Origin of the sequence: Parapedobacter pyrenivorans (assembly GCF_014636865.1) — a bacterium.
Taxonomy (GTDB): Bacteria; Bacteroidota; Bacteroidia; order Sphingobacteriales; family Sphingobacteriaceae; genus Parapedobacter; species Parapedobacter pyrenivorans.
The window spans coordinates 2,324,932-2,350,282 of sequence record NZ_BMER01000001.1; the positions used below are offsets into that span (position 1 = coordinate 2,324,932).

Below are 25,351 nucleotides of genomic sequence, written 5' to 3' on the forward strand. Positions count from 1 at the left end.
TATTTTTGATTATCAAGGGGTTTGTGAAAATAAGGATGCCCCGTGTTCCATGGGAGGAAACGAAACAACGGTTGTTTTCGGAACGTTGCTTAGAGCTCCTCAAGCACAACTTCGATGCCGGAGTAATATAGTGTGGTTTTGCCTTCATAACCCGAATCTGTACCCACTAGGAGCCATAAAACTCCCCGATGGTCGGTCTCAGCAGAAAACTCCCCTGTTCGCGTAATGTTGGTATAGACGTATTCGTCTGTGCCATTTGCAACGTCACCAATCACCACCATGTCTTCGCCATCCGTGCAGCATTGTTGGATTTTGCCAATGTTCATACGGTAAAAGTTGTTTTCATCCGGTGATGATTGGGGCTGTTCAACCGTAAGCCCGACACCGATGCCTACAGATTCGCCCGGAGCCCCCCCGGCACCCACACCGCCGCTCCGGGCATCGGAGGCGAGATGCACGGTAAACCGGCCGTGGTACCGAACCCCGGGTTTAAGCCCCTGTACCCGTTTGGTGAGGTACATGAAAAGGTCGTCGCTGCGGTTCATACCCGAAATTCGATAAGCGGACTCGTCTTCATCCAATGGTGGTGGCAGCGGTGCAATTCCTTCCTCCAATTCGTAGATATCGACATTATCGCCGCTGTATTCAGAAAACCCCGCTTGCCAACCGTCTTTGCTTTCCGAAAAATTGGAAATGACGGTAATGACTTGGGGGGATTGATCATTTTTTATACAGGATCCACATATGGATAGCAAAAAAGCCATCCCGCTGAAAAGCAAATGCTTCATAATTTTTTTGCCTTTTTAACCAATAATTAATTACTGTTTCCCTTGTAAGAAAAACGGTTGGGTTTGGTGATTGTTTTGTAAAAAATAAAAAAGACTACTTTCGACTCAGCTAAATGAATACCGTTCGCTGATGCTCAATTGCTTTTTTTGTTTGCAGCGTCCCTGCAAGTCCGCTTTGCAATGCATAAATAAAAAGCCCCGACTTGTCGGGGCTTTTTTATTTGTTTTGTGGAGTCGGAGAGATTCGAACTCTCGTCCAGCCATGGTGCAATATACGCTTTCTACATGCTTAGCTTCCATTTGATTGTTGGGAAAGGGAAGGCTGGACGCTTGCCTATACCTTTTTCCTTAGTTGCTTTATCTCGCCAGCTAGTCACAACGCCAAGCTGGCCAGTTCCATAATTCGATGCCCCTGATGCTACGCTACGGAACCAAGCGCAAGCGGGACAAAAGCTGAGCTAATTCTAAATTAGGCAGCTAAGGCGTAATTATTTTCGCCATTTAGAAAGTTGAAAGTTCGGATTAAAGCGCAATACTTACAACGCGCTGCATGCTTACATAATCACCGCCATCCTGTCAATTCCGGTCGACCCCAAATATGTAATAGGGTACAAAGGTACGGAATTGCTGGCAGATAGTGAAATGCTGTTCCCGATTATTTGATGGCAGTATGAGTGTTTAACAGCCCGTTGTAGTAAGCAACCTGAGCGGGGCTTAATCGCGTACTGTTGGTGCTGAGGTATACGGGTACTAGCTTGTTAAGCGCGTCCCAGTCCTCACGCATTTCCAGCAATTCGATGGGCATGCGGTCGATGTAGGACGCAAGTGCAGGAGTGGCGTATTGGGACTTCGCTTGGCTAGTGAGTGAAACAACGTCCACAACCTGATCATTAAGGTGATTAACAAATGTTTCTTGAAAGATAATGCCAGCCAGCTTCGTGCTACCGGACTCGCGTTCGAGAAGGAAAGTGAAGCCGGGGTCGCTGCTTCGGGTGGTGTGCCGCGCTATGAACCGCAGATCTGCTTCGGTAGGTTGTGCTGAAAGCGTTCCCAGATAGGCTTGCATAAACCGCGGGGCATTCGTGTCGTCGTCGGCATCGGTGGCTCCGATGATCAGGTTGGTAAGCAGATCTGCTGATCGGTCACCGTTGTCAAAACGGGCTAATAGCGTGTAATATTGCGTGCGGGTATCCAAGGCGCGTTTTATTTTTACGGCCACTTCATACGGATACTTTTGGCCGGCTACCCGGTGTACCAACTCGCGTTGCTGATCGTAGATGAGGTAGCTGTCCCCATCGGATTTGCTGGCGTGCTTTTCGATAACGAAATGCCGGTTGAGGAATTGCGACAGGTATTTGTCGCCAAAAAGTGCCGAAAAGTTGCCACCCTGGGGTGCATGGCTCACCACCAAAATCAATTTGTTTTCCAGTTCGGCCTGTTCTACAGTGTGTTTGGATGGGCGAATGTTTTTTGCTTGAGTAGCTCCGGCAACCGCAAGCAAGGATGCCAAAGCGGATGCAATGATTAAATTTTTCATGTTCGTTGCGTTTAATTTTCTAACGTCGTTTTTAATTTCTAACGGTACGAAAATGAAAGTTCTGGGTGTAACGGCTTGTAGAATAATGCCTACAGCATATTCCTGTTAGTTTTAGACGGCTTGAATGGCTGCTGTTTTTCAGTTAGTTACAACATAGCCAGAGTTTCCGAAAAAATACGGTCGACTTTTGCTTTTGTAGTGGCTTGCCGACAAGGGGGGCTTATCTTAGCCGCACAGATACCGCATTTTTATGTGCCTGCAGCCCTTCAAGTTCAGCCAATATTTCCACGGTTGGACCGATATTCCGTAAACCTTCCGGTGTAATGTGCTGGAACGTAATCTTTTTGAGGAAAGAATCCACGGACACGCCCGAATAGGAACGCGCAAATCCGCTCGTGGGTAGTGTGTGATTCGTGCCCGAAGCATAGTCGCCAACGCTTTCAGGAGTGAGATGGCCTACAAACACCGACCCCGCATTGCTGATCTTTCGTAACAAAGGTTCCCAGTCATCGGTCTGGATAATCAAATGCTCCGGAGCATAGCGATTGCTAAACGCAATGGCCTCGTCTAGGGTATTGCATTGTATCGCGTACGACTTGGCAATGGCTTTGGCCGCAACATCCTTGCGGGGCAACGCGGTAATCTGGGTATCGAGAGCCAATTGTACTTCGTCAATTATGCGTTGGTCGGTACAAACCAACACGGCTTGGCTGTCAGCGCCATGTTCGGCTTGGGCCAGCAGGTCGGCGGCAATATATTGTGGGTTGGCCGTGCCATCAGCGATAATGAGCACTTCGGAAGGACCGGCGGGCATATCAATACTCACATGGGAAAGGCTTTGAACCAGGCTTTTGGCCTTGGTAACATATTGGTTGCCCGGACCGAATATTTTATCGACCCTTGGTACACTGGCGGTGCCATAGGCCATGGCGGCCACAGCTTGGGCACCACCTACTAAATACACGGTGTTGATCCGGAGCAAATGCAAACAATAGGCAACATATCCGTTGATGCTGCCGTTTGCCTGGGGAGGGGAACACACGACGATTTCCTTGCAGCCTGCGATACGCGCTGGTACACCCAGCATCAAGAGCGTGCTCGGCAATACGGCAGATCCGCCCGGAATATATAGTCCCACCTTTTCAATCGGCCGCGGCTCACGCCAGCATTTCACGCCGGGCATGGTCTCAACGGATCGCTCCTTGCGCAATTGGGTTTCGTGGAAACGGTGGATATTCGCAAATGCAATTTCCAGTGCACGCTGTTGGTCCCGGCCGATGGATGATGCCAAAGCACCGATTTCATCAGCGGTAAGCGTGAGGTTTTCTAACCGTACGCCATCGAACTTTTCTGTATAGTCCCTGAGGGCAGTGTCGCCGTTGGCTTTAACTTCGTCAATAATCGCAATGACTGACTGTTGTATCGCGTTAGATGGATCGGTATTCCGAGCCAGGAGCCTTTCAAAATCCGACGCCGTGAGTGCCTGGTATGGGTAAGTCGTCAACATGATGCCTTAAATGATGATTTTTTCGACCGGCATAACTACAATGCCTTGTGCGCCAGCAGCCTTCAGCTTGTTGATCTTGTCCCAAAAATCCTGTTCAGCGATCACCGTATGTACGGCTACCCAATTTTCCTCGGCCAGGGGCACGATGGTAGGGCTTTTGACACCAGGAAGCAATGTGATGATGTCTGCAAGGCTACTGCGTTCCACGTTCAATACCACATATTTGGTTTCGGCAGCACGTAGCACGGATTGGATACGCTGGATCAGTTCACATACCACCGGATTGTTTTCGATGCCATTTTTGCCGATCAGAATGGCCTCGGAGGTCATCACATCGGCAAAAGGTACCAGCCCATTGCTACGCAAAGTGCCGCCCGTGGATACAATATCAAAAATGGCATCACTGAGTTCCAATGCCGGCGAAATCTCAACCGACCCGGAGATGATGCGGATATCAGCGGTTATGCTTTGCTCATCGAGGAATTTTTTGAGAATGGTCGGATAGGAAGTGGCAATGGCCTTCCCATTTAGGTCGGCTGGTTCTTTAGCGTCACTGTGACTGGGTACTGCGATTTTGAGGCTGCATTTTCCAAATCCGAGCCGTTGGAGGTAGCGAACGTTGGCCTCGGTTTCCACAATCACATTTTCGCCTACAATACCGAGGTCGGCGATGCCATCTTGTACATACTCCGGGATATCGTCATCACGGAGAAAAAGGATTTCCAGCGGAAAATTGGAAACAGTGGTGATCAACGAGCTTTTATAGTTTTCAAAGTTCAGACCGCAGTTCTTCAACAACTGTACGGATTTCTCGTTGAGCCTGCCGGATTTTTGGATGGCTATTTTCAGATTTTTCATTTATTGGATCAATTGTCTTTGAGCGACGTTGTAGCTTGCAGGAGCGGGTTTTCATTTTCTTTTTGAGCGGTAGCTCGAGCAGCTTTCAACGAATTTTAAATTATTAATTTATGACTAAAAACATCAGGGTTACAAATTGCTTCACGTAGAAACACACAGATTATACATCGCCGCAATGGCGATGATGGAGGTGTATGAACGGATGGATGAAAGCAATCTGCATGTTTTTCATTAATAATCCATGAAGTTAGCGCGCAAATATATAAGGTAAATACCGCCTATGCAAATTTTTATCCAAACGATCTAAAAGCTAGTTCTAGTCAAGGGATTGATAACTAATATGTTGGTTGGATTTGGTTAATTTATGACGTGATAAATTGTTTTAATTTCTTAAAAAATGTACATTGGCTAAAAATATGAGGCGATAATTTATGGCGAAGGATTTAACTAAACAACAGGAAACAGATACAGGCAACACGGCCCAGCTATTGGAAGAAGGGATTCACCACGTGAATAACCCCGTCTTGGATTTGCCGGAAATTGTCAAGAATTACCTCGGCCCGGCCATCGGGTTTCATCAGGAAAATAACAATTATTATTTTACCGATGGCAGTGCAGGCGTGGAGATTAAGGTGGTCAGCGACGAAATTATACGTGTACGACTGGCTCCGAGCGGGCAGTTCCTGGAAGATTTTTCTTACGCAGTGCCACAAACGGATCAACATGTGGCCCTGTATAACTTTGAAGAAAACGAGCATACCTATCGGGTGATGACGAATACCGTTACTTGTGTGATTAACAAAGCGGATTTTTTGATATCCTTTGAGGATCGTGAAGGCAAGGTGTACAACAAGGATCACTCACCCATGCATTGGGAAGAGAATCCCGATTTCGGTGGTTACTACGTATACAGTACGAAATTGGCCTTATCCAGCGAGGCGTTCTATGGATTGGGTGACAAGCCCACGCACCTCAATCTACGTGGAAGGCGCTTTACCAATTGGAATTCGGACACTTATTCGTTCCAGTTCAACCAAGATCCGCTTTATAAGAGCGTCCCATTTTACATCGGCTTGCACGATGGCAATGCATATGGCATATTTTTCGACAATACATTCAAAACATATTTTGACTTTGCCGCAGAGGCCCAAGACCAAACGAGCTTTTGGTCAGAAGGTGGCGAGCTACAATATTATTATATCCATGGTCCGCACATGATGGATGTGGTGAAGCGTTACCACAGCATTACCGGCACGCATTACTTACCACCACTATGGGCGCTGGGCTTCCACCAATGCCGGTGGAGCTATTATCCTGAAAGCAAGGTGCGGGATCTTGCTAAAAATTTCAGGGAGCGAAATATCCCCTGCGATGCGATTTATCTCGACATCGATTATATGGATGGATACCGCTGCTTTACATGGAATAAACATTATTTTCCCGATCCGAAAAAAATGATCAAGGAATTGGCTGACGATGGATTCCGTACGGTGGTGATGATCGATCCAGGCATCAAAGTGGATGAAAATTATTGGGTATTCAAAGAAGGGAAGAAAAACCATTACTTCTGCCGCCGTGGCGACGACTATTTCATGGAAGGATACGTGTGGCCGGGCCGTTGTCAATTCCCCGATTTTACCAACAAACAAGTGCGGGAATGGTGGGGTGGCTTATACAAGGAATTGCTAGAAGCGGGCGTAGCAGGCGTGTGGAACGATATGAACGAACCGGCGGTGTTCGGCCGCGGCACATTCCCAAATGATGTACGACACAATTTCGATGGCCATCGAGGCTCACATCGTAAGGCGCACAATGTGTATGGTATGCAGATGGTACGCGCCACTTATGACGGACTTAAAAAGTTATCCCCGAAAAAGCGGCCCTTTACGATCACCCGCGCTGCCTACGCCGGCACGCAACGCTATGCATCGGTTTGGACCGGTGATAACGTGGCCACCTGGGAGCACTTGCGTATTGGTGCATTGCAGCTCCAACGACTGTCCGTATCGGGTATGCCATTCTGTGGTACAGATATCGGTGGATTCAGTGGGGAGCCGGACGCCGAACTTTTCACGCGGTGGATGCAATTTGGCGTTTTTTCGCCTTTCATGAGAGCGCATTCGGCAGGTGATACGGCCGAACGCGAACCTTGGAGCTTCGGTCCCGAACATGAAGCGCTCAACCGCAAATTCATCGAGTTGCGGTATAAATTGCTGCCTTATATCTATTCAGTGTTTTGGGAGCACACCAAATATGGGTTTCCCATCCTCCGGCCGGTGACGATGATGGAGCAACACCTGGAAAGTAATATCCAACGGGAAGAAGAGTTTTGTTTCGGTGATAAGATATTGGTGTCGCCGGTGCTAAACCCCGGTCAAGATCACAAAATGGTATACTTGCCAGTTGGCGATTGGTACTACTATTGGGATGATACCTACTTCGAAGGCGGAAAGGAACACAACATGGAGACACCGATGGATAAGATGCCGATGTTCATCAAAGCGGGTACGGTTTTACCGGAATATCCGGTAATGCAATACGTCCATGAAAAGCAGATCGAATCGCTGAAGTTGTTGGTTTATCATACAAACCAGAAAGTAAATTCATATAGCTATGAAGACCACGGTGATACGTTTGCCTATGAACAACATATTTATTTAGAGAAAAAGTTCGCGGTAAAGGGCACGCCTAGTGGGATGGACATCACGCAATATGTGGATGGGTTGTATTCCGAAAAATACGATACGTACGACCTTCATCTCATTGGCCTACCCTTCCAGGTGAAGCGGGTAATTGTAGACGACAAACCGGTGGCCTTCGAACAGGATGGCCGGGCGCGGTATATCGTAAAAGTGTCCAAGGATTTCAGGAGTATTGCTATTACTTAGCCAGTTTAAATCCATCGTTATGCAACGTTCAGTAGAAATATACTCGTTATTCACGGATTTTGATGTAAGCCTCTTCCGCGCTGGTAAGCATCACAAGCTTTATGAAAAGTTTGGTTCACATGCGCTTTTGCATAATGGTAATGCTGGTACATATTTCGCTGTCTGGGCGCCCAATGCGGATTCGGTTTCGGTTATTGGTAATTTTAATGGCTGGAATCCCTACTCGCATACCTTGCTTGTTCGATGGGATGGATCGGGTATCTGGGAAGGGTTTGTCCCCGGTATTGGGGTAGGCGAATTATATAAGTACCATATCCGGTCTTACCAGGGTGAAATGTCGGAGAAAGGGGATCCCTTTGCACTACAATGCGAACAGCCTCCTAAAACCGCTTCCGTCGTATCTACCACTTGGTACGAATGGGACGATGAAGATTGGATGCAAGTAAGGCATGAACATAACGGGCTCAACAAGCCTATAGCGGTCTACGAAATGCATCTGGGGTCGTGGATACGCGACCCTGATAATCCGGAAAAGCTGCTTAACTATCGTGATATAGCCGATAAGCTGATACCTTACATCATAGAAGCCGGCTTTACACATGTAGAACTGCTTCCTATAATGGAGCATCCCTACTACCCATCATGGGGCTATCAGCTAACGGGTTATTTTGCCGCCTCATCGCGCTATGGGTCTCCCCAGGATTTAATGTATTTCATTGAGCAGTTGCACCGCAACGGTATCGGTGTGGTGCTCGATTGGGTGCCATCCCACTTTCCGGGAGATGCACACGGACTTCATCGGTTTGATGGTACACACTTATACGAACATGAGGATCCACGTTTAGGCTACCACCCCGACTGGAGCTCGTATATTTTCAATTACGGGCGTAATGAAGTGCGATCATTTCTGATCAGCAACGCGATATTCTGGTTGGAACGGTACCATGTCGATGGGCTGCGGGTCGATGCCGTCGCTTCCATGTTGTATCTCGATTATTCGCGCAACGAAGGGGAGTGGATTCCCAACGAATATGGTGGCCGGGAGAACCTGCAGGCCGTAGGCTTCTTGAAGGAATTGAACGAGGCGGTATATGGATATTTCCCCGACGTGCAGACGATCGCCGAAGAATCCACTTCCTGGCCCGGAGTGAGCCGACCCGTTTATGGTGGGGGGCTAGGCTTCGGTATGAAATGGATGATGGGATGGATGCACGATACATTGGCCTATTTCGGCCGGGATCCGTTATTCCGCCAGCACCATCATGGGCAGGTGACATTTAGCATGCTATACGCGTTCCACGAAAATTTTATGTTGCCGATCTCTCACGATGAGGTGGTGCACGGAAAAGGATCAATGGTACAGAAAATGCCGGGCGATGAATGGCAGCGATTCGCCAACCTACGAACGTTATACCTGTATATGTATACCCATCCGGGTACCAAGCTGCTGTTTATGGGTTGCGAATTCGGTCAGACGTCCGAATGGAACCACAACCAATCATTGGATTGGCACCTGATGCAATACGAACCGCATCGCGGTGTTTTCGAACTCATCAAATCGCTCAACTATTTATACCGAAATGAACCCGCGCTTTATGAATATAGTTTTAGCGCCGAGGGATTTGAATGGATTGAAGAAGGCGATGCGCCCAATTCGGTACTAGCCTATGTAAGGAAGGGCATTAGGCGGGAAGACGACCTGTTTATCATCCTAAACCTGACACCTGTGGTGCGTTATTCCTACCGATGTGGATTACCCGCACAAGGTGAGTGGACAGTTTTGTTGAATTCGGATGATCATGTTTATTGTGGCAGCGACGCCCAACAACCTTCGGTGCAGGCCGAACCGATCCGTTGGATGAATAGGGAATGGTCGGCCAAGTTTACGCTGCCACCGTTGGCAGGGCTAGTCCTTAAGCGCAATCCAGAAAAGCAACCCATTCGGAATAAGGTGTTGCAAAGTGAGAAAAAGCCACTGAAGAATGTAAGCGAAGCTAGCCAAGAGAAAAAGAAGCCTGTAAAACCAGCAAACGTGACAGCATTGCCGAGCAAACGGCGTACAACCAAAAAGAATCCCATTAACAACAACTAAGGTGATGGCCAAGAAGAACGTAAACGATAGCGCCCAGCACATCATCCATTTAAGTGCAGAATGTTATCCCGTTGCCAAGGTGGGTGGCCTCGGAGATGTCGTTGGTGCATTGCCCAAATATTTGCAACAAGCCGGATTACGTGCTTGGGTAGTGATGCCGTGGTATAACAAGCCTTTCGTGAAGGCGCATGATTTTGATGTAATTTACACGGGATCGTTCCTCCAAGGGTCAAGGCCATTGGAGATGAAGGTGCTCAAGGAAAAAAGCAATGTACTGGGCTTCGGACTGTACCTTATCCACATACCCGGGCTGTTGGATCGCGAGGATCCGTATGGCTATTCCGATGAAAGCGAACAATTCATGGCATTCCAGCATGGCTTTTTGCATTGGATTACGCAAGCCGGTATCATACCGGATGTTGTGCATTGCCACGACCACCATACTGGGCTTATCCCTTTTCTGATGTATCACAGTGAGCGGTTTGCTGCATTGAAAGACGTACCCACGGTGGCTACAGTGCATAATGGGCAATACCAAGGATGGATGGATTGGAACAAGGCTATTCTGCTGCCGGCTTTCGATACCTGGAAATGGGGATTATTGGATTGGGATAAAACCATCAATCCATTGGCCGCACTGATCAAGTGTGCCACCGTGTTTACGACGGTGTCGGAGGGTTATCTCCAGGAATTGATGACACAGGCCAATGGTTTGGAACAGCTCTTCAATATGGAGCGAGCCAAGAGTATAGGCATAGTCAATGGGATTGATACGGCAGTCTGGAATCCAGAGCAGGATACCATGCTCATCCAAAATTACCGTGCAAGCGATGTACAAGCTGGCAAAATGAGAAATAAGGCATACCTGAGCGACACCTATGGTTTGGATGCTTCTAAACCCCTCCTGGCATACATCGGCCGCTTTGCGGGTGAAAAAGGCGCCGACCTGCTACCGGAAATAATAGAAAACATTTTTGCTGACAATACTGTTCAATTATCAGTAATGGTTTTAGGATCTGGCGACCTACAGGTGCAGACTACTATGACCTACCTGGCAGAAAAATATCCGGGGAAACTAGGGATCTATATCGGTTATCAGGAAGAGCTGGCACATCGAATATACGCCGCGGCAGATTTCTTAATCATGCCATCCAGGGTAGAGCCCTGCGGGCTCAACCAGCTGTACTCCATGCAATACGGTACGCTTCCCATTGTGCGGAGTACGGGAGGGCTCAAAGATACGGTGCATGATATCAGTGAGCCTGATGGGTACGGTATTACCTTTGTCCATGCCAGTGCGGCCGATGCAGTATTTGCGATATACCGCGCGTTGGAGCTGTACAGAAATAAACAACGGATGCAGCAATTGCGCAAGCAATTAATGAAAATCGATTTTTCGTGGGATAAGTCTGCCGATAAATATATAGCGCTTTATCAAAATATAACCGAATAAATTATGATCAAACACAATGTAATTTCCGTCGTATTGGGAGGAGGAAAGGGCACACGCCTTTATCCATTGACACTCCAACGCTCCAAGCCAGCGGTTCCCATAGCCGGTAAATACCGGCTTGTAGACATTCCGATTTCCAACTGCCTCAATTCGGGGTATAACCGGATTTATGTCTTAACGCAGTATAATTCAGCGTCCTTAAATTCACACATCAAAAACACATACAATTTCAGCGTATTCAGCAAGGGATTCGTGGATATACTGGCTGCCGAACAAACAAACGAGGGCGAAAAGTGGTACCAAGGTACAGCGGATGCTGTACGGCATATGCAGCGCTATCTGGCAAACCATGACTACGACCATCTGCTTATTCTTTCCGGCGACCAACTTTACCAAATTGACTTTCAGGAAATGATTGAGCACCATATCGAATCGGACGCGGAGATATCCATCGCCACCATTCCGGTGAATGCCAAAGACGCAACATCATTCGGCATACTCAAGTCCGATGAGGCAGGCAATATCACGGCCTTCACAGAAAAACCAACCACAGACCTCCTGGCAGGCTGGGAATCGGAAGTAAGTGACGAAATGAAGGCAGAAGGAAAGGTATACCTGGCATCCATGGGTATTTATGTGTTTAACAAGGGTGTGTTATCGAGTATGCTTGCGGAACATCAGGGCATGGATTTTGGCAAAGAGCTGATCCCCGATTCCATCGGTAAGCATCATGTGCATAGCTACGAATATCGGGGATACTGGACCGATATCGGTACTATAGATTCTTTTTTTGAAGCCAATATCGGCCTCACAGACGATATCCCTAAGTTCAATCTCTTTGATCGGTACACCATATTCACGCGTGGCCGTATGCTACCACCATCCAAAGTATCGGGGACCACATTGGATAAGGTTGTCCTTGCAGATGGATGCATCGTCGCCGCCGAGCGGATAGAACGATCGGTTATCGGTGTGCGCTCACGTGTAGGAGCCGGCACAGTGATCAAAACGACCTACATGATGGGTACTGACTTCTACCAGACGTTGGACGAAATAAAAGCGGCAAATGAACAAGGCGTCCCATTGGCAGGGGTAGGGGAAAATTGCTACATCGAAAACGCCATTCTCGATAAGAGCTGTTGCATCGGCAGTAACGTCCGCATTACAGGTGGTACACACCTGGAAGATGGTGATTTTGATACGCATATGATCCGTGATGGTATTGTGGTGATCAAAAAACGAGCAGTGGTGCCCAGTGGTACGGTGATTGGATAGCTAATCCGTATCTTTGCCCGCATGGCTCATCATGATGCAATTGTAGCGTTGGCTACCGCGACCGGAAATGGCGCTATCGCGGTCATCAGGGTATCGGGTACAGACGCGATAGCGATTGTCAACAAAGTTTTCAATGGGAAGGATTTATCCCATCAGCAGTCCCATACCATCCATTTCGGAACCATCCGTGATGGCGATGACGTGTTGGATGAGGTGTTGGTATCCGTGTTCGTTGGCCCGAATTCCTATACGGGCGAAAACGTCGTCGAGCTATCCACACATAATTCGCGATACATCATTGAGCGGGTGATCCATTTGTTAATTCGGGGCGGAGCACGTGCAGCTCAACCGGGCGAGTTTACATTACGTGCATTTCTTAATGGTAAGATGGATCTCTCACAGGCGGAAGCGGTGGCCGATCTCATCGCGTCCAATTCTGCTGCCTCCCATCTGGTGGCTATGCAGCAGATGCGTGGGGGCTTTTCCAGCATATTAACGGAACTACGTGAGCAGCTCATTCACTTCGCCTCGCTCATCGAACTCGAATTGGATTTTTCGGAAGAGGACGTTGAATTTGCCAACCGGGAGCAGCTAAAATCCCTGGTCGTCGAAATCAGGGCTGTAATCGGTAAATTAGTTTCGTCGTTCGAGCAAGGCAATGTGCTGAAAAATGGCGTGCCTGTCGTCATTGCCGGCAAGCCGAACGTTGGCAAATCTACGCTGCTCAACACGCTGCTCAATGAAGAGCGGGCTATCGTTTCAGATATTGCCGGCACTACCCGTGATACCATCGAGGATGAAATCAATATCAATGGCATCACCTTCAGGTTTATCGATACGGCAGGGATCCGTGATACCCAAGATATCATCGAAGCGAAGGGAGTAGCACGTACCCGTGAAAAGATGCGTCAAGCCCGCTTGATTATCTACCTGGCCGACCCGCAACAGGATGATATAGATGAAGTCCGGGCACAGATAAAAGAGGTAGCCCAATCAGGCATCCCGTATGTGGTGGTGGTCAATAAGAATGATTTGCTCACCCAAGCGCATCGCGATACGTTGGCTATCATCGAGCCTTTGTTTATCTCCGCCAAAAGTAACGTAGGTGTGGAGGAGTTGAAAGAGGAACTACTTCGTAAGGTAAACCTCCACAACCTCAATGGCGATGATGTGCTGGTCACTAATGTCCGGCATGTAGAAGCCCTCCAAAAGACCAATGAATCGCTCAGGAAGGTACTTGATGGAATCGATAATCCGATTACGTCCGATTTTCTGGCATTGGATATCCGGCAGGCGCTACATCACTTAGGCGAAATCACCGGCAGTGTCTCCACGGATGACTTGCTGGACAATATCTTCAGTAAGTTTTGCATCGGGAAGTAGCATGCTCAGGTACTACATGGTCAGCAATGTCCATCCATTGATGGATTACTTGTTGTTGGTTGAAATGCTATAAGGAATAGGTAAAAAAATGCTACTCATGGAAGCGCTGTGTTAATATCATCGCGAGCATCCGCTAGCCGTTTCTTTTCACGATTGAGGCGCCTATTATCACTGATGATCTTATTGTTCGCTTTCCAGTCTCCCCCAGGCTTATGAGCGCCTACAGGCTCATCTGCTGTTCCGCCTGTCCGATTCGGCCAAAAGAATAAGTTCCTAGGATAGTCGCAAATTTTGTAAATATAATAGTTGAAGGTGTCTATTATATTGTCAACATTGACAACGTTGCCCGGGTTGGCAATGACATCGTCCATCCGATTTTTATGCGATGATGTTGGTGTTCCAATGCCCATTCCGTTCCCTTGAAGTGATTCATATATGTCATTGACCGTATCGGCAGCGTCGGTTAGCTCTTCATCATGGATTGCGTCCAAAATCGTTTGGGCGATATTGTTATAATCTCTACTATGATTGCAGACACTGTTTCCGGGCACTTGCTTCCATGCACCATGATCAAATACCCAATTCAGTGCGGTTAGGTGAACACCGGACCGGTTGTGTTGGGTGGCGGTAATCTCGCTCTTTCCGGTAACCTTATTGTCAAACCTCAGGTTCGTCGCCAATTGAGCAACCGCTGCACCCGCATGTATTGGGCGGATGCTGTTACACTGGGCTGCTTTGGCCTGTATGGGCAAATGATGCAATGCCTGAGCTCCCATCTCATCCGCCTCTTTCTCTAACTTTCCGTCATCGTTTACCTTTATGCCGCCTTTCATCTGCATGGTGGGTCTTACCCGACCTTGTTTTTGCTGTACGACGTGCCATGCTTCGTGTGGCAGGTGTTTTTCCTGTCCGGGGGCAACATGGATATCCGTGCCTTGGGCGTATGCGAATGCTTGGAGCTGTGCTGGTTTATGGGAATTGAAATGTACCTTCACATCGTCCATGGCAAGACCTGATAGGTTTTCAATTCCATTTTTGAGATCATCGGGCAGCCCGGTTTTATTTTCCCTTTGTTGGATTGGGTGGGGTTGCTGATTGGAATGACGATCAGATATTGCCTGAAACTGCGCAATTTGCTGTGCTTGCGAGCTGCCACTTGCAGCTTCCCTGTATTTCCGCTGAGTGATGGATTCAGGTCGGTTGTCCACAAACTGGCTATGCAAATCGGGAGCGCCTTTCTTTTGGATAGTTCCATTGGCATGACCCGTTGTGGCATGCTTGGCTGTTCTGCTGACGTAAGTATTCATAGATGTAGTCGTTTTAGATAGGGGAGACTCTATAACTCATTCAAATATATAAATTTTAGGTTTAATATTATCCCACCGATTTTTCTATTTTTACGAGGTTTACCAACGAGTCATATCTGCTTTAATGGGCTTTCAAATCCATATTTCCAGCCTTTCAGCCTTGATAACAGGGGGATGTTTTCCATACGCAGCGTGTGCGTGCCTGCCGGAAAAGCATCAGCTACCTGACCCTCGTTCATCAGCATGGCTGCCTGGCTCTCCCGCACGACGAGTTTGGCACCGTTTTTTATTTCTTTATCCCCATCGGGAATCTTCCACATCATCAGGTTCGGTTGGTGCTCCACCCATTCGATGATTTCAAAAAAAGGCAGGAAAGATGTTGCGTTGCCCATAGTGCATACGTATTGGTTTCTAACTTCCCAAAGGTACTGGCAATGCAGTTGGATAGCTAGCCGGATGCGTATACGGAGTGACTACGCGTGCGGGAGGTAATGTCTATAAAGTGACTACAAGGTTGGTCAATTTTCCGCTGCTTCGTGTTTCTGGTTGGCTTCATCATCATCCGATTTGCGTTGGATGGTAACCAAGCGCCGGAAAAATTCCTGAAACGTATAAAATTCCTGACGATAAACCAAGCCCAGTGCGCTAACATAGTTTTCGTTGATGGTGAGCGGTAAAAAATTGCGGCTGTTCAACCGATTGGATCCGCGCAACACCAAGCGGCCGTCTTTGCGGATGAAGTATTGCAATTCGGCATCGGTGACGATCCGGTCGCTGAATACATAGAGATCATTGACGCTACGCCTATCGGTAACACCACCTGTAAAAATCAATCGGTCATTGAAGAGGCGTAACGATGCACTGGCATCATTGAGCGAACGGATATTCAGGTCGACAAATTTGATGTTCAATGATTGGGTAATCAGGTTATTCAGCTGGTTGAAGGCTAGCTCTGTACCCGCACTTAGCAATGTATTATTCAACTCTCGGCTGAAATCTACGGCTGATCCCGGAACGAAACTGCGGCGCACGATTAGACTTAGTGCCTGTTGGTTTACATTATTGGCATCACTGAGATAGCTTTGCAATTCGTCCTTTATATAGGGGTCATTAGGGAAGTTCAATGCAAATGTGATATCTGGTCGCATGAGGTTGCCGTTCAGATTCATCACCGCATGCGCTAACACCCGTTGTTCCACCGTTTCCCGCCCTGCAGCATTATACAATGGACCGAGGCTGGTGCGTTGCCCATAGACCGCCATAAGGTTAATGGTGGCATCGGTTGGCTGCCCAGACCACCGGATGGTTCCGCCTTGGTGGATATCAAATATCTTATTGATGAAATCTTGGGCGGTAAAGGTAAACTTACCGGTGTTGATCGTGTAGTCGCCAAACATCTCAAAATCGCCAAGACTGGAAATGCGCAATGACAGCAAGCCTTCACCACGGCCGGTCAATTCCCCGAGATCGGTGTAGAGGCTGGTCTCCGCTTCCGGTGTGATCTGGAGGTCCATGTTCATGCTCAGCCCCTTGAGAAGACGCGACAGTGACCGCTTTATATTCAATGTGTCGTGGCTTACAAAGCGGATGAAGTCATTGTCATTTACTGTACCTACAGCGTTGAGCGGAATGTGGAAACGTGTATTTTCATCGGTGCGTGCCTGAATATTGATCATCATGGCATTTGTGGGGCCATTGAAGGCAAACCGACCGGTGCCATAGGCCGTGCCGTAATAGGAAGGGTTATCTCGGAATGTCGTATTCAACACGAGAAAATTGGTCGCATCGATGGTCACGTCGATGTCGGGGATCAAGGGGTTACGCATATCCACGCTGCCGCGGGCAATTGCCCGGTTGTTTTTTGGATCGGTAATGATCAGGTCATTAAGGATGATGGCACTGTTTGTCAGGGAGACTTCGTCGTTTATTCGGTATGGCGTTTTGAGGTAATTGACGGTAAATCCGGCATCGTGCAAACGGCAGTGGCCATTAATCTGTGGGGTCAAAAGCGAACCGGTAACCTGCAAATCAGCCGATACCGTTCCGCTAATGTCGGAGACCAGCCTGCCGAGCAACGGCTGTAAAAGGAGAAGCTCACTTCTATTCAGTTCCGCATGCACATTGAGCTTGTCGGTCTCGGTATTCGCATTGTAAGTACCCGTCGCGCCTACGGTTTTCACGCCATGGTTTATCACTTCGAATTTTACGTTGACCAATTCGCTGACACGATCAAAATCGGCTTGCAACAATGCGTTGCCAATGGCTGCCTGATTAAGGCGTATGCCTGTCGCTTCCATGTCTGCGATTGCATAGGGGTTTCTTAAAACCGACGATACATCCATCCGCCCATTGAGTACGCCATCGAGTTTAATAGCCGTCGGTAATGTAATCGGGTTGAATATGCTGAGATTGAAATTTTTAAATGTAAGGGAAATTTTGTCGTCGATGCTTTCCGATATGATGCCCTCCAATTGCGCGACTTGCTTGTTGTTCGAAATTTCGAGACCCTGTATTTCAAACTTGCCGTCACTTACATAAAACAAAGCATCCTCATCCAGTTGCCAGGGTTCGTTGTTTAGTATAAGGGCCGAGGGAAGCAGGTGTATCTTTGCCGGTACACCTTTCTCAAAACTCATCAATCCATTCAAGTCCAGTTGGTTGCTCGCCGTAACATCGGAAAGCTTCAAGTTGAAATGCAGGCTGTCGCGCGCTAGTGTATTGGAAAGGTTTACATTGTTGATATATAGACTATCGGCCGCGCTTACCCGGTCGGCTGTAATAAAGAGCCGCAAAGCATCTTCGTTGGCCGATTCATCTACGATTAATCGGTCCACATTGATTTGGCCGTACGACAATTTCGGCACAATAAAGTTGAAATTGGCCGTCTGGTGTGCCGAGGAAAAACGCGCATTCAACAACGCACCGTCGTGCAAGATAAGCTTGGGCGATAACAGGGCCGCAACGGGACGGAAATTTTTGATTTCGAGCGTAACATCAAATGCCTGCTTTCCGGTTCCCGCTACCTCCAATCCCATGGAGGGGGCATATTGCATGGCTATCGATTTGAAATAGCTGCCCAAGGTGGTTAAATCAACTTCACCATTGAGGGTGGCCTGTGCTAGGTCTGATCTTAGCTGAAGTACGCGATGTTCTTCATTTCCTGAGGCTGCTAATACCAAAGAATCTACTGCATGTTGGGTGGAATCTATTTGAAAACGGATATCATATACGCCAATGTTGCCCTGCATATTGTTTAACGTACTTCCATTGAAATTGCTGGCGATGGTAGCGCCGCTTAAGACGACGGGAGATTTGCTATACAGGTGCAGGTTATGCAGATGTGCATAGGAAACCACCGCATCAAATCGGTATTCCGGCCAATCCGGATTCAAGTTGATGCCGCCATCGAATTCCAACTGCAAATTGGGGTCGTCTATAGTGACATTACCTGCAAATTGCATGTCTGCAAACTTGCCCTCCACATCAATATCGGTATAACGGTAACGATTGACGTCAAGATAACCCACTTTGCCGGATACTTTACTGTCGATATTATCAATCGCAAAACCATTGCCCTCAACAGCCACATCGAATCCGCTGTAACCGACCTGTGGTCGCTGCAGCAACATGCCAAGATCAAATTCGTCGGCGGAAAGCCGACCCGAATAATGGCCGCCGTCGCGGATATTCAGATTGATGTCGGTATTGGCCGTCCCGAGTGCGGTCTCTAGCGTACCATTGGCCACGAAATCGTAGTACGTTCCATGAAGTGTACCCTGGTAGACGAGGTCGCCCATCCGCTCAAATAGGACAGGCAACCGCAGTCCGGGTGAATTGCCTAGTTCGGCAACCGACGATTCGATATCACGACTATTGGTTGCCAGCCGGCTGATTCCCATGTCGAAGATGGTTTGATCGATGACAGGTAAGCCCCTGATGGTAAAATTACCCGCCAGCTGGGTATTGTTACCTAGTTGCAACGTTACGCGCCTTGCGGCAATGTTATTGATTTTTCCGGTAAACAAGCCGGTCAAAGCAATATCGAAACGGGAAGTGGCCATCGCTGGAGCAAAAAATTCAATATCCGTGGAGTGGATCTGCGCGCGATTGAGCTTTAGCTCCAGCGTAACATCCTGCATAAAACGCTCAAACGCAGAAAAATCAGCGTATTCAAGCCGAAGGTAGTCGCGCAAGCGGCTCCGATCGGTCTCTACATAGAGATCCTGCAGTTCCAGGCTATGGGTATCCACCACAGCCAATGCCTGCAATTCGCGAAGGTGAAATCCGCTCTTCTCGCGAAATGTGAGGTCTTTGATGGACGATTTGAAAAGATGGTTATCGAAATCAATATCCGTGAAACTGCCACTTAGTGCCCTCAATTGGATATCCCGGAAGTTAATTCCATCTGTAGGCCGGCTTTCCGTATGTTGGTAACTGAATGACAGGTTGGAAAGCACTACCGAACGCATGTCAAGCGTCATCCGCTTTTTTTTAAGCGGTGTGTCCGAGGGGACGTCAGGGCGGAAATAGTCAATAATAAAGGAAAGGTTGTTGCCTTTCGTCCGGCGTTTAAGAAAGAAAGAGCCATCGGAAAGCGCGAGTTTCTTTATGATGATCCGTCCTTCACGTATTTTCCACAAATCTAGCGATGCCGCCAATCGATCGGCATACAATAACGTATCACCGGATAAATCGGCAACATAGAGTCCATCGAATACCACTGATGAAAATGGCTTGAAGTACAGGCCTTTCAACGATACTGTAGTGTGTAGTTCGTTGGAAAGGTAAGTAGCAGCCCTTTTTGCGAAGTAAGTTTGGACCGACCGGAATTGGAGTCCATAAACCAACCCAGCTAGCAAAAGCAAGAATACAACAACTGCCCAGAGCGATATTTTTAATATTTTTTTGATATTTTTGCCTTAATTTAACTGCTCAACATTAACTATCCATGTCCATTGTTCTCGGCATCGAGTCTTCATGTGATGAAACATCCGCCGCCGTCTGTATCGACGGAAGCATCCGTTCAAATATTATTGCGAACCAAACCATCCACGAGAAATTCGGGGGTGTGGTGCCCGAGTTGGCATCGCGCGCTCACCAACAGCATATCATACCTGCTGTCGAGCAAGCGATTCGCGAGGCAAAAGTACATAAAAATGACATAGATGCGGTAGCCTTTACGCGGGGCCCGGGACTATTGGGGTCACTATTGGTAGGAACCTCGTTTGCGAAAGCATTTGCACTTGCCAGACACATCCCGCTTATTGAAGTGAATCACATGCACGCCCACATACTTGCACATTTTATCGACGAGCCAATGCCCCGGTTTCCATTTTTATGCCTTACAGTTTCCGGCGGACATACACAGCTGGTATTGGTGAAAGACTACTTCGAGATGGAACTGCTCGGACAGACACTCGATGATGCCGCAGGTGAGGCATTTGATAAAACGGCGAAAATTCTCGGTCTCCCTTATCCAGGTGGTCCGTTGATCGATCGATATGCCCAAGAAGGAAACGGCGAAGCGTTTCCATTTCCCGAACCGCAAGTTCCTGGGCTCAACTTCAGCTTTAGCGGATTGAAAACAGCTATTCTATATTTTGTGCAACAAAAGCAGCGTGAACAACCCGATTTCCTGCAGGTGCATATCAACGACATCTGTGCGTCGGTCCAATCGCGCATTATTTCCATCCTGCTCAATAAACTCAAACGCGCCGCTAGCGAAACGAAAGTCACACAGATCGCAATAGCCGGCGGAGTATCTGCCAATTCGGGGTTACGTGCCGAGCTGATGGCATTGGGCGAGAAACAGGGCTGGCGCGTGTTTATTCCACGTTTCGAATATTGTACAGACAACGCGGCGATGATTGCTATCGCGGGGTATTTCAAATACCTATCCAAAGATTTCGTTGGCCAGGATGTGGTACCAATGGCGAGATATGGTATATGACGTTGAGATATTAAGGTGTCAATGGAAAACAAATGAGTCCGATTGGCCAAAGTTAAATGCGACAGATAAATGACAACACGATGAACTGGAAACCCAATCCCGATCGTTACAAAAACATGGTTTACAACCGCTGCGGCCGTAGTGGCCTGAGACTTCCTGCAATATCCCTTGGCCTTTGGAATAATTTTGGTGACGATATGCCGCACCATACCAAGCAATTGATTTGCAGACAGGCGTTCGACCTCGGCATTACCCACTTCGACCTGGCTAACAATTATGGCCCGCCCCCGGGAAGTGCCGAATTGGCTTTCGGCCGCATACTAAAAGCAGATTTTGCCGGTCATCGCGACGAATTGGTGATTTCGTCGAAAGCGGGTTATGAAATGTGGCCTGGGCCTTATGGCGAATGGGGTAGCCGCAAGTACCTAATTGCGAGTTGCGATCAAAGCTTAAAAAGAATGGGTGTCGACTATGTGGATATTTTCTATTCTCACCGATTTGACCCCGCTACGCCTCTTGAAGAAACCATGATGGCATTAGATCATATCGTGCGATCCGGACGGGCACTTTATGTTGGTATTTCATCTTACAATACCAAGCGCACAAAGGAAGCGGTGGCCATTCTCGAAAAATTAGGGACACCTTGCCTGATTCATCAACCGAGCTATTCGTTACTTAATCGTTGGGTTGAAACCGATGGTCTGCTCGACACATTGGATGAGTCTGGCATTGGATCGATTGTCTTTTCGCCGCTTGCACAAGGCATGCTCACCGATAAATACTTGGATGGCATTCCCGCCGATAGCCGAGCAAACACGAGAGGATCTTTTCGCGCCGAATTTCTGAATGAAAAGAACATGGCAAATATACGTGCACTCCATACGATTGCGCAGCAACGGGGGCAAACACTTGCTCAAATGGCCATAGCGTGGGTACTACGGGGCGGACGGGTTACTTCAGCATTAATTGGTGCCAGTAAGCCGGAGCAGGTGACGGATTGCGTAGGGGCGCTCAATAAGTTGGATTTTTCGGAAGCGGAGCTGGCTGAAATCGACAACTATGCCAAGGAAGCGGCGATCAATATTTGGGCGAAATCGGCTGAACTGGAATAAATACTTACTTGTGTTGTTCTTTCCACTGTTGGCTGAATGATTTCTGGGCAATTTGGGGTAGGTTGCGATGTTTACCCCAGGCTTTCCTGAAAAGGCCTTTCAGTAGGAAATTTTTGAGTTTACCGCCAAAAAAATCGATAACACGACGCCTTGTAATTGCAAAGGTAAAGCCTTTCCATACCAGTTTTTCGGTTTGGGTGACAATCTTGTTGTTTACCGCATCCCGCCGATTGAGCAGTAACATTTTGTGGATATCGATCTTTACCGGACATACTTCCGAGCATTTACCACAGAGGCTGGAAGCATAGCTCAGGTGCTTGAATTCCTCCATGCCTTGCAAGTGAGGCGTAATCAGCGATCCGATTGGGCCGCTATAGGTGGTATTGTAGGTGTGTCCGCCGATATTCTTGTAGATGGGGCATGCGTTGAGGCATGCGCCGCAGCGGATGCAATACAAGCCCTGACGCTGATCTTTTTGGGCCAACAGGTCAGTACGGCCATTGTCTAGCAATACCACGTACATTTCTTCCGGACCGTCAGTCTCGTGGTCTTGTTTGGGGCCGATGATGCTATTGTACACGGTAAGGCGCTGCCCTGTACCGTGGGTAGACAACAATGGCCAAAACAGGTCGAGGTCACCAAGCGAGGGAACGATTTTTTCAATGCCGACGATGGCAATATGTATTTTTGGGAACGTGGTTGTTAGCCGTGCGTTGCCTTCATTTTCGGTTATTGCAACGCTCCCGGTGTCGGCGATAAGGAAATTGCCGCCGGTAATGCCAACATCCGCTGCCGTATATTGATCGCGTAGGAGCTCGCGGGCCTTCAAGGTCAGCTCCTCGGCCGTAGCATCCGGAGAGGTGCCGAAATGCTGGTGGAAAAGCGCGGCGATATCCGCAAGGCTCAGGTGCATAGCCGGTGTCACGATGTGATAAGGTTTTTGCCCCAGCAGCTGCACGATATACTCACCCAAGTCTGTTTCTACGGTCTTTACGCCCTTTCCTTCGAGAAACTCGTTTAACTCGATTTCCTCGGTCGTCATCGATTTGGATTTGACCACCGTTCTCGCATCTGCGTGCTCGATAATCTTCCAGATTTCTTGTCGGGCCTCTTCTGCATCGTTCGCCCAGATGACTTTGCCGCCTTTCCGTAGGAAATTGGATTCGAATTCAGGCAGCAATTTATCGAGGTTTTCCATTACCCGCCACTTGATAATGTGGGCCTTGCGTTTGGCATTTTCAAGATGTTGGAAGCGGGGTAGCCCCGCTTGAACGGCTGTATCGTACTTATCGATATTATAGTTAATGATCTGCCGATGACGCGGTTCAAACGCCTTTTCGGCGCTGTCCTTCAGAAAAGTGGCTTCTTGTGTAGACGGCATATACAGCTTGTTATGCTATAATAACGCAAAAATGGTCGAACTGTTGTGGCGTTCAGCGTATAGCTATGCCCAGCTCCGCTAATTGCTCATCAGCGATCAGCGATGGTGAATCAATCATTACATCTCTCCCCGCATTGTTTTTAGGAAACGCAATCACATCCCGAATGCTTTCCAGCCCTGCAAAAATAGCAGCCAGCCGATCGAAACCGAATGCAATACCGCCGTGGGGGGGAGCCCCATAGGTGAAGGCTTCGAGCAGAAAACCGAATTGCTTTTGTGCTTCCTCCGGAGTGAATCCAAGGTGCTTGAACATCAACGACTGCAATTCGCGATCGTGTATCCGTATCGAACCACCACCGACTTCCGTGCCGTTGATCACCAAATCATAAGCATTAGCGCGTACACGGGCCGGTTGCTCATCCAGCAAGGGAATGTCTTCGGTTTTCGGCGAAGTGAAGGGGTGGTGCATGGCATGGTAGCGGCCCGACTCATCATCCCATTCCAGTAGCGGAAAATCGGTCACCCACAGTGGTGCATAGGTGTTCTTATCCCGCAAACCCAGTTGCGATGCGACTTCAAGCCTAAGTTCATTGAGTTGTTTACGTACCTTGTCCGTATCACCTGCCATCACCAACAGCAAGTCGCCCGGCTGGGCGCCAAATGCTTGCGCCCATTGGCTAAGCTGTTCGGCACTATAGAATTTGTCGACCGATGATTTGAGTGACCCGTCTTCGTTATAGCGAAGGTATACGAGTCCCGAAGCCCCGATTTGGGGCCGCCTCACATAGTCCGTCAAGGCATCCAACTGTTTTCGCGTATAAGGAGCACACGCTTTTGCATTGAAGCCTACCACCAGTTCGGCATTGTCAAATACAGGAAATCCGGCCCCCTTAAGCACGTCATTAAGCTCCACGAACGACATGCCGAAGCGGATGTCGGGCTTGTCTGAGCCATACAGGCGCATGGCTTGGTCGTAAGACATGCGGGGGAATGCACCGAAATCAACACCCTTTATCACCTTAAACAGGTGCGTGATCAGCCCTTCAAAGAGGAGGATGATGTCTTCTTGCTCAACAAAAGCCATTTCACAGTCTATCTGTGTGAATTCGGGCTGACGGTCGGCCCGTAAATCCTCATCGCGAAAGCACTTGACAATTTGGAAATAGCGGTCGAATCCCGATACCATCAGCAGTTGCTTGAAAGTCTGCGGTGATTGTGGCAACGCATAGAACTCGCCGGAATTCATGCGGCTCGGCACGACGAAATCACGGGCGCCTTCGGGCGTCGATTTGATCAATACCGGGGTTTCCACTTCTAGGAAATGATGGGCATCTAGGTATTTGCGGGTTTCTTGCGCCAGTCGGTGCCGCAATACCAGGTTGTTGCGTACCGGGTTACGTCGTAGATCCAGGTAACGGTACTTCATCCGCAGTTCATCACCGCCATCCGTATCATCTTCGATGGTAAATGGCGGTAGCTTCGCTGCATTGAGTACGTCGAGCGACGAGACCTTGATTTCGATATCCCCGGTGCTCAATTTGGTATTCTTGCTTTCTCGTTCGATAACCCGTCCGGTCACTTTAATGACGTATTCCCGGCCAAGCGCTCGGGCCTGAAGCCGCAATGTTTCATCGTCAGCAGGATCGAAAACCAACTGGGTTACACCGTACCGGTCGCGTACATCGATGAATGTCATTCCCCCCAGATCACGGGATTTCTGAACCCACCCACTCAATACTACCGTTTTATCCAGATCCGAAATAGTAAGCTCACCGCACGTATGTGTCCTATGCATTTTTCTGTCGTGTTAAGCGGCAAAA

At 48.4% G+C, this 25,351-nt stretch carries 16 protein-coding genes and 1 other RNA gene; 7 read left to right on the forward strand and 10 right to left on the reverse strand.

The annotated features are described in order from the left end of the window. Window positions 1–89: 89 nt before the first annotated feature. The 5 genes from IEV98_RS09190 to hisG form a co-directional block, all read right to left on the reverse strand. Window positions 90–788: a hypothetical protein gene (locus tag IEV98_RS09190; protein ID WP_188505551.1), complete on the reverse strand. Its 699-nt coding sequence runs from the start codon at window positions 786–788 to the stop codon at window positions 90–92. A 226-nt stretch (window positions 789–1,014) separates the two neighbouring features. After that, window positions 1,015–1,382, reverse strand: a transfer-messenger RNA (tmRNA) gene (gene ssrA, locus IEV98_RS09195). Between the two features lie 61 nt (window positions 1,383–1,443). After that, window positions 1,444–2,325 (reverse strand): hypothetical protein, encoded by an 882-nt coding sequence (locus tag IEV98_RS09200; RefSeq protein ID WP_188505552.1) that lies wholly within the window; start codon window positions 2,323–2,325, stop codon window positions 1,444–1,446. A 220-nt stretch (window positions 2,326–2,545) separates the two neighbouring features. Beyond that, a complete protein-coding gene (hisD, locus tag IEV98_RS09205) occupies window positions 2,546–3,832 on the reverse strand; it encodes a histidinol dehydrogenase (protein WP_188505553.1) in 1,287 nt (428 codons plus the stop codon). Between the two features lie 6 nt (window positions 3,833–3,838). Next, complete coding sequence (gene hisG, locus IEV98_RS09210) at window positions 3,839–4,690, reverse strand: ATP phosphoribosyltransferase (protein WP_188505554.1); 852 nt, start codon at window positions 4,688–4,690, stop codon at window positions 3,839–3,841. 431 nt (window positions 4,691–5,121) lie between these two features. On the opposite strand from hisG, the gene IEV98_RS09215 reads away from it, so the two are divergent. Genes IEV98_RS09215 through mnmE form a run of 5 tightly spaced genes read left to right on the forward strand, consistent with a single transcriptional unit; the run spans window position 5,122 to window position 13,781 of the window. After that, a complete protein-coding gene (locus IEV98_RS09215) occupies window positions 5,122–7,578 on the forward strand; it encodes a glycoside hydrolase family 31 protein (RefSeq protein WP_188505555.1) in 2,457 nt (818 codons plus the stop codon). A gap of 19 nt (window positions 7,579–7,597) precedes the next feature. After that, entirely contained in the window at window positions 7,598–9,670 is a 2,073-nt protein-coding gene (gene glgB, locus IEV98_RS09220) for a 1,4-alpha-glucan branching protein GlgB (RefSeq protein ID WP_188505556.1), read from the forward strand. Window positions 9,671–9,674: 4 nt separating this feature from the next. Next, entirely contained in the window at window positions 9,675–11,123 is a 1,449-nt protein-coding gene (locus tag IEV98_RS09225; protein ID WP_188505557.1) for a glycogen synthase, read from the forward strand. A gap of 6 nt (window positions 11,124–11,129) precedes the next feature. After that, window positions 11,130–12,398 (forward strand): glucose-1-phosphate adenylyltransferase, encoded by a 1,269-nt coding sequence (locus tag IEV98_RS09230; protein ID WP_188506185.1) that lies wholly within the window; start codon window positions 11,130–11,132, stop codon window positions 12,396–12,398. Window positions 12,399–12,419: 21 nt separating this feature from the next. Then, complete coding sequence (gene mnmE, locus IEV98_RS09235; protein ID WP_188505558.1) at window positions 12,420–13,781, forward strand: tRNA uridine-5-carboxymethylaminomethyl(34) synthesis GTPase MnmE; 1,362 nt, start codon at window positions 12,420–12,422, stop codon at window positions 13,779–13,781. A gap of 95 nt (window positions 13,782–13,876) precedes the next feature. Here the strand turns inward: mnmE and IEV98_RS09240 are convergent, their stop codons facing one another. From IEV98_RS09240 to IEV98_RS09250, 3 genes are all read right to left on the reverse strand, one after another. Next, a complete protein-coding gene (locus tag IEV98_RS09240) occupies window positions 13,877–15,088 on the reverse strand; it encodes an eCIS core domain-containing protein (protein ID WP_188505559.1) in 1,212 nt (403 codons plus the stop codon). A gap of 110 nt (window positions 15,089–15,198) precedes the next feature. Further along, window positions 15,199–15,480 (reverse strand): SPFH domain-containing protein, encoded by a 282-nt coding sequence (locus IEV98_RS09245; protein ID WP_188505560.1) that lies wholly within the window; start codon window positions 15,478–15,480, stop codon window positions 15,199–15,201. A 126-nt stretch (window positions 15,481–15,606) separates the two neighbouring features. After that, a complete protein-coding gene (locus tag IEV98_RS09250) occupies window positions 15,607–19,842 on the reverse strand; it encodes a translocation/assembly module TamB domain-containing protein (protein WP_188505561.1) in 4,236 nt (1,411 codons plus the stop codon). Window positions 19,843–20,036: 194 nt separating this feature from the next. Here IEV98_RS09250 and tsaD point away from each other — a divergent pair, with 194 nt between their 5' ends. After that, window positions 20,037–21,038 (forward strand): tRNA (adenosine(37)-N6)-threonylcarbamoyltransferase complex transferase subunit TsaD, encoded by a 1,002-nt coding sequence (gene tsaD / locus IEV98_RS09255; RefSeq protein WP_188505562.1) that lies wholly within the window; start codon window positions 20,037–20,039, stop codon window positions 21,036–21,038. An 80-nt stretch (window positions 21,039–21,118) separates the two neighbouring features. Further along, window positions 21,119–22,150, forward strand: coding sequence for an L-glyceraldehyde 3-phosphate reductase (gene mgrA / locus IEV98_RS09260; RefSeq protein ID WP_188505563.1), 1,032 nt, complete (start codon window positions 21,119–21,121; stop codon window positions 22,148–22,150). Window positions 22,151–22,154: 4 nt separating this feature from the next. Here the strand turns inward: mgrA and IEV98_RS09265 are convergent, their stop codons facing one another. Beyond that, the gene (locus tag IEV98_RS09265) at window positions 22,155–23,531 is read right to left on the reverse strand and encodes a lactate utilization protein B (protein WP_188505564.1); all 1,377 of its coding nucleotides are present in this window, start codon (window positions 23,529–23,531) and stop codon (window positions 22,155–22,157) included. Window positions 23,532–23,583: 52 nt separating this feature from the next. Continuing rightward, window positions 23,584–25,326, reverse strand: a complete 1,743-nt coding sequence (gene aspS, locus IEV98_RS09270) for an aspartate--tRNA ligase (RefSeq protein ID WP_188505565.1) — start codon at window positions 25,324–25,326, stop codon at window positions 23,584–23,586. Window positions 25,327–25,351 lie beyond the last annotated feature (25 nt).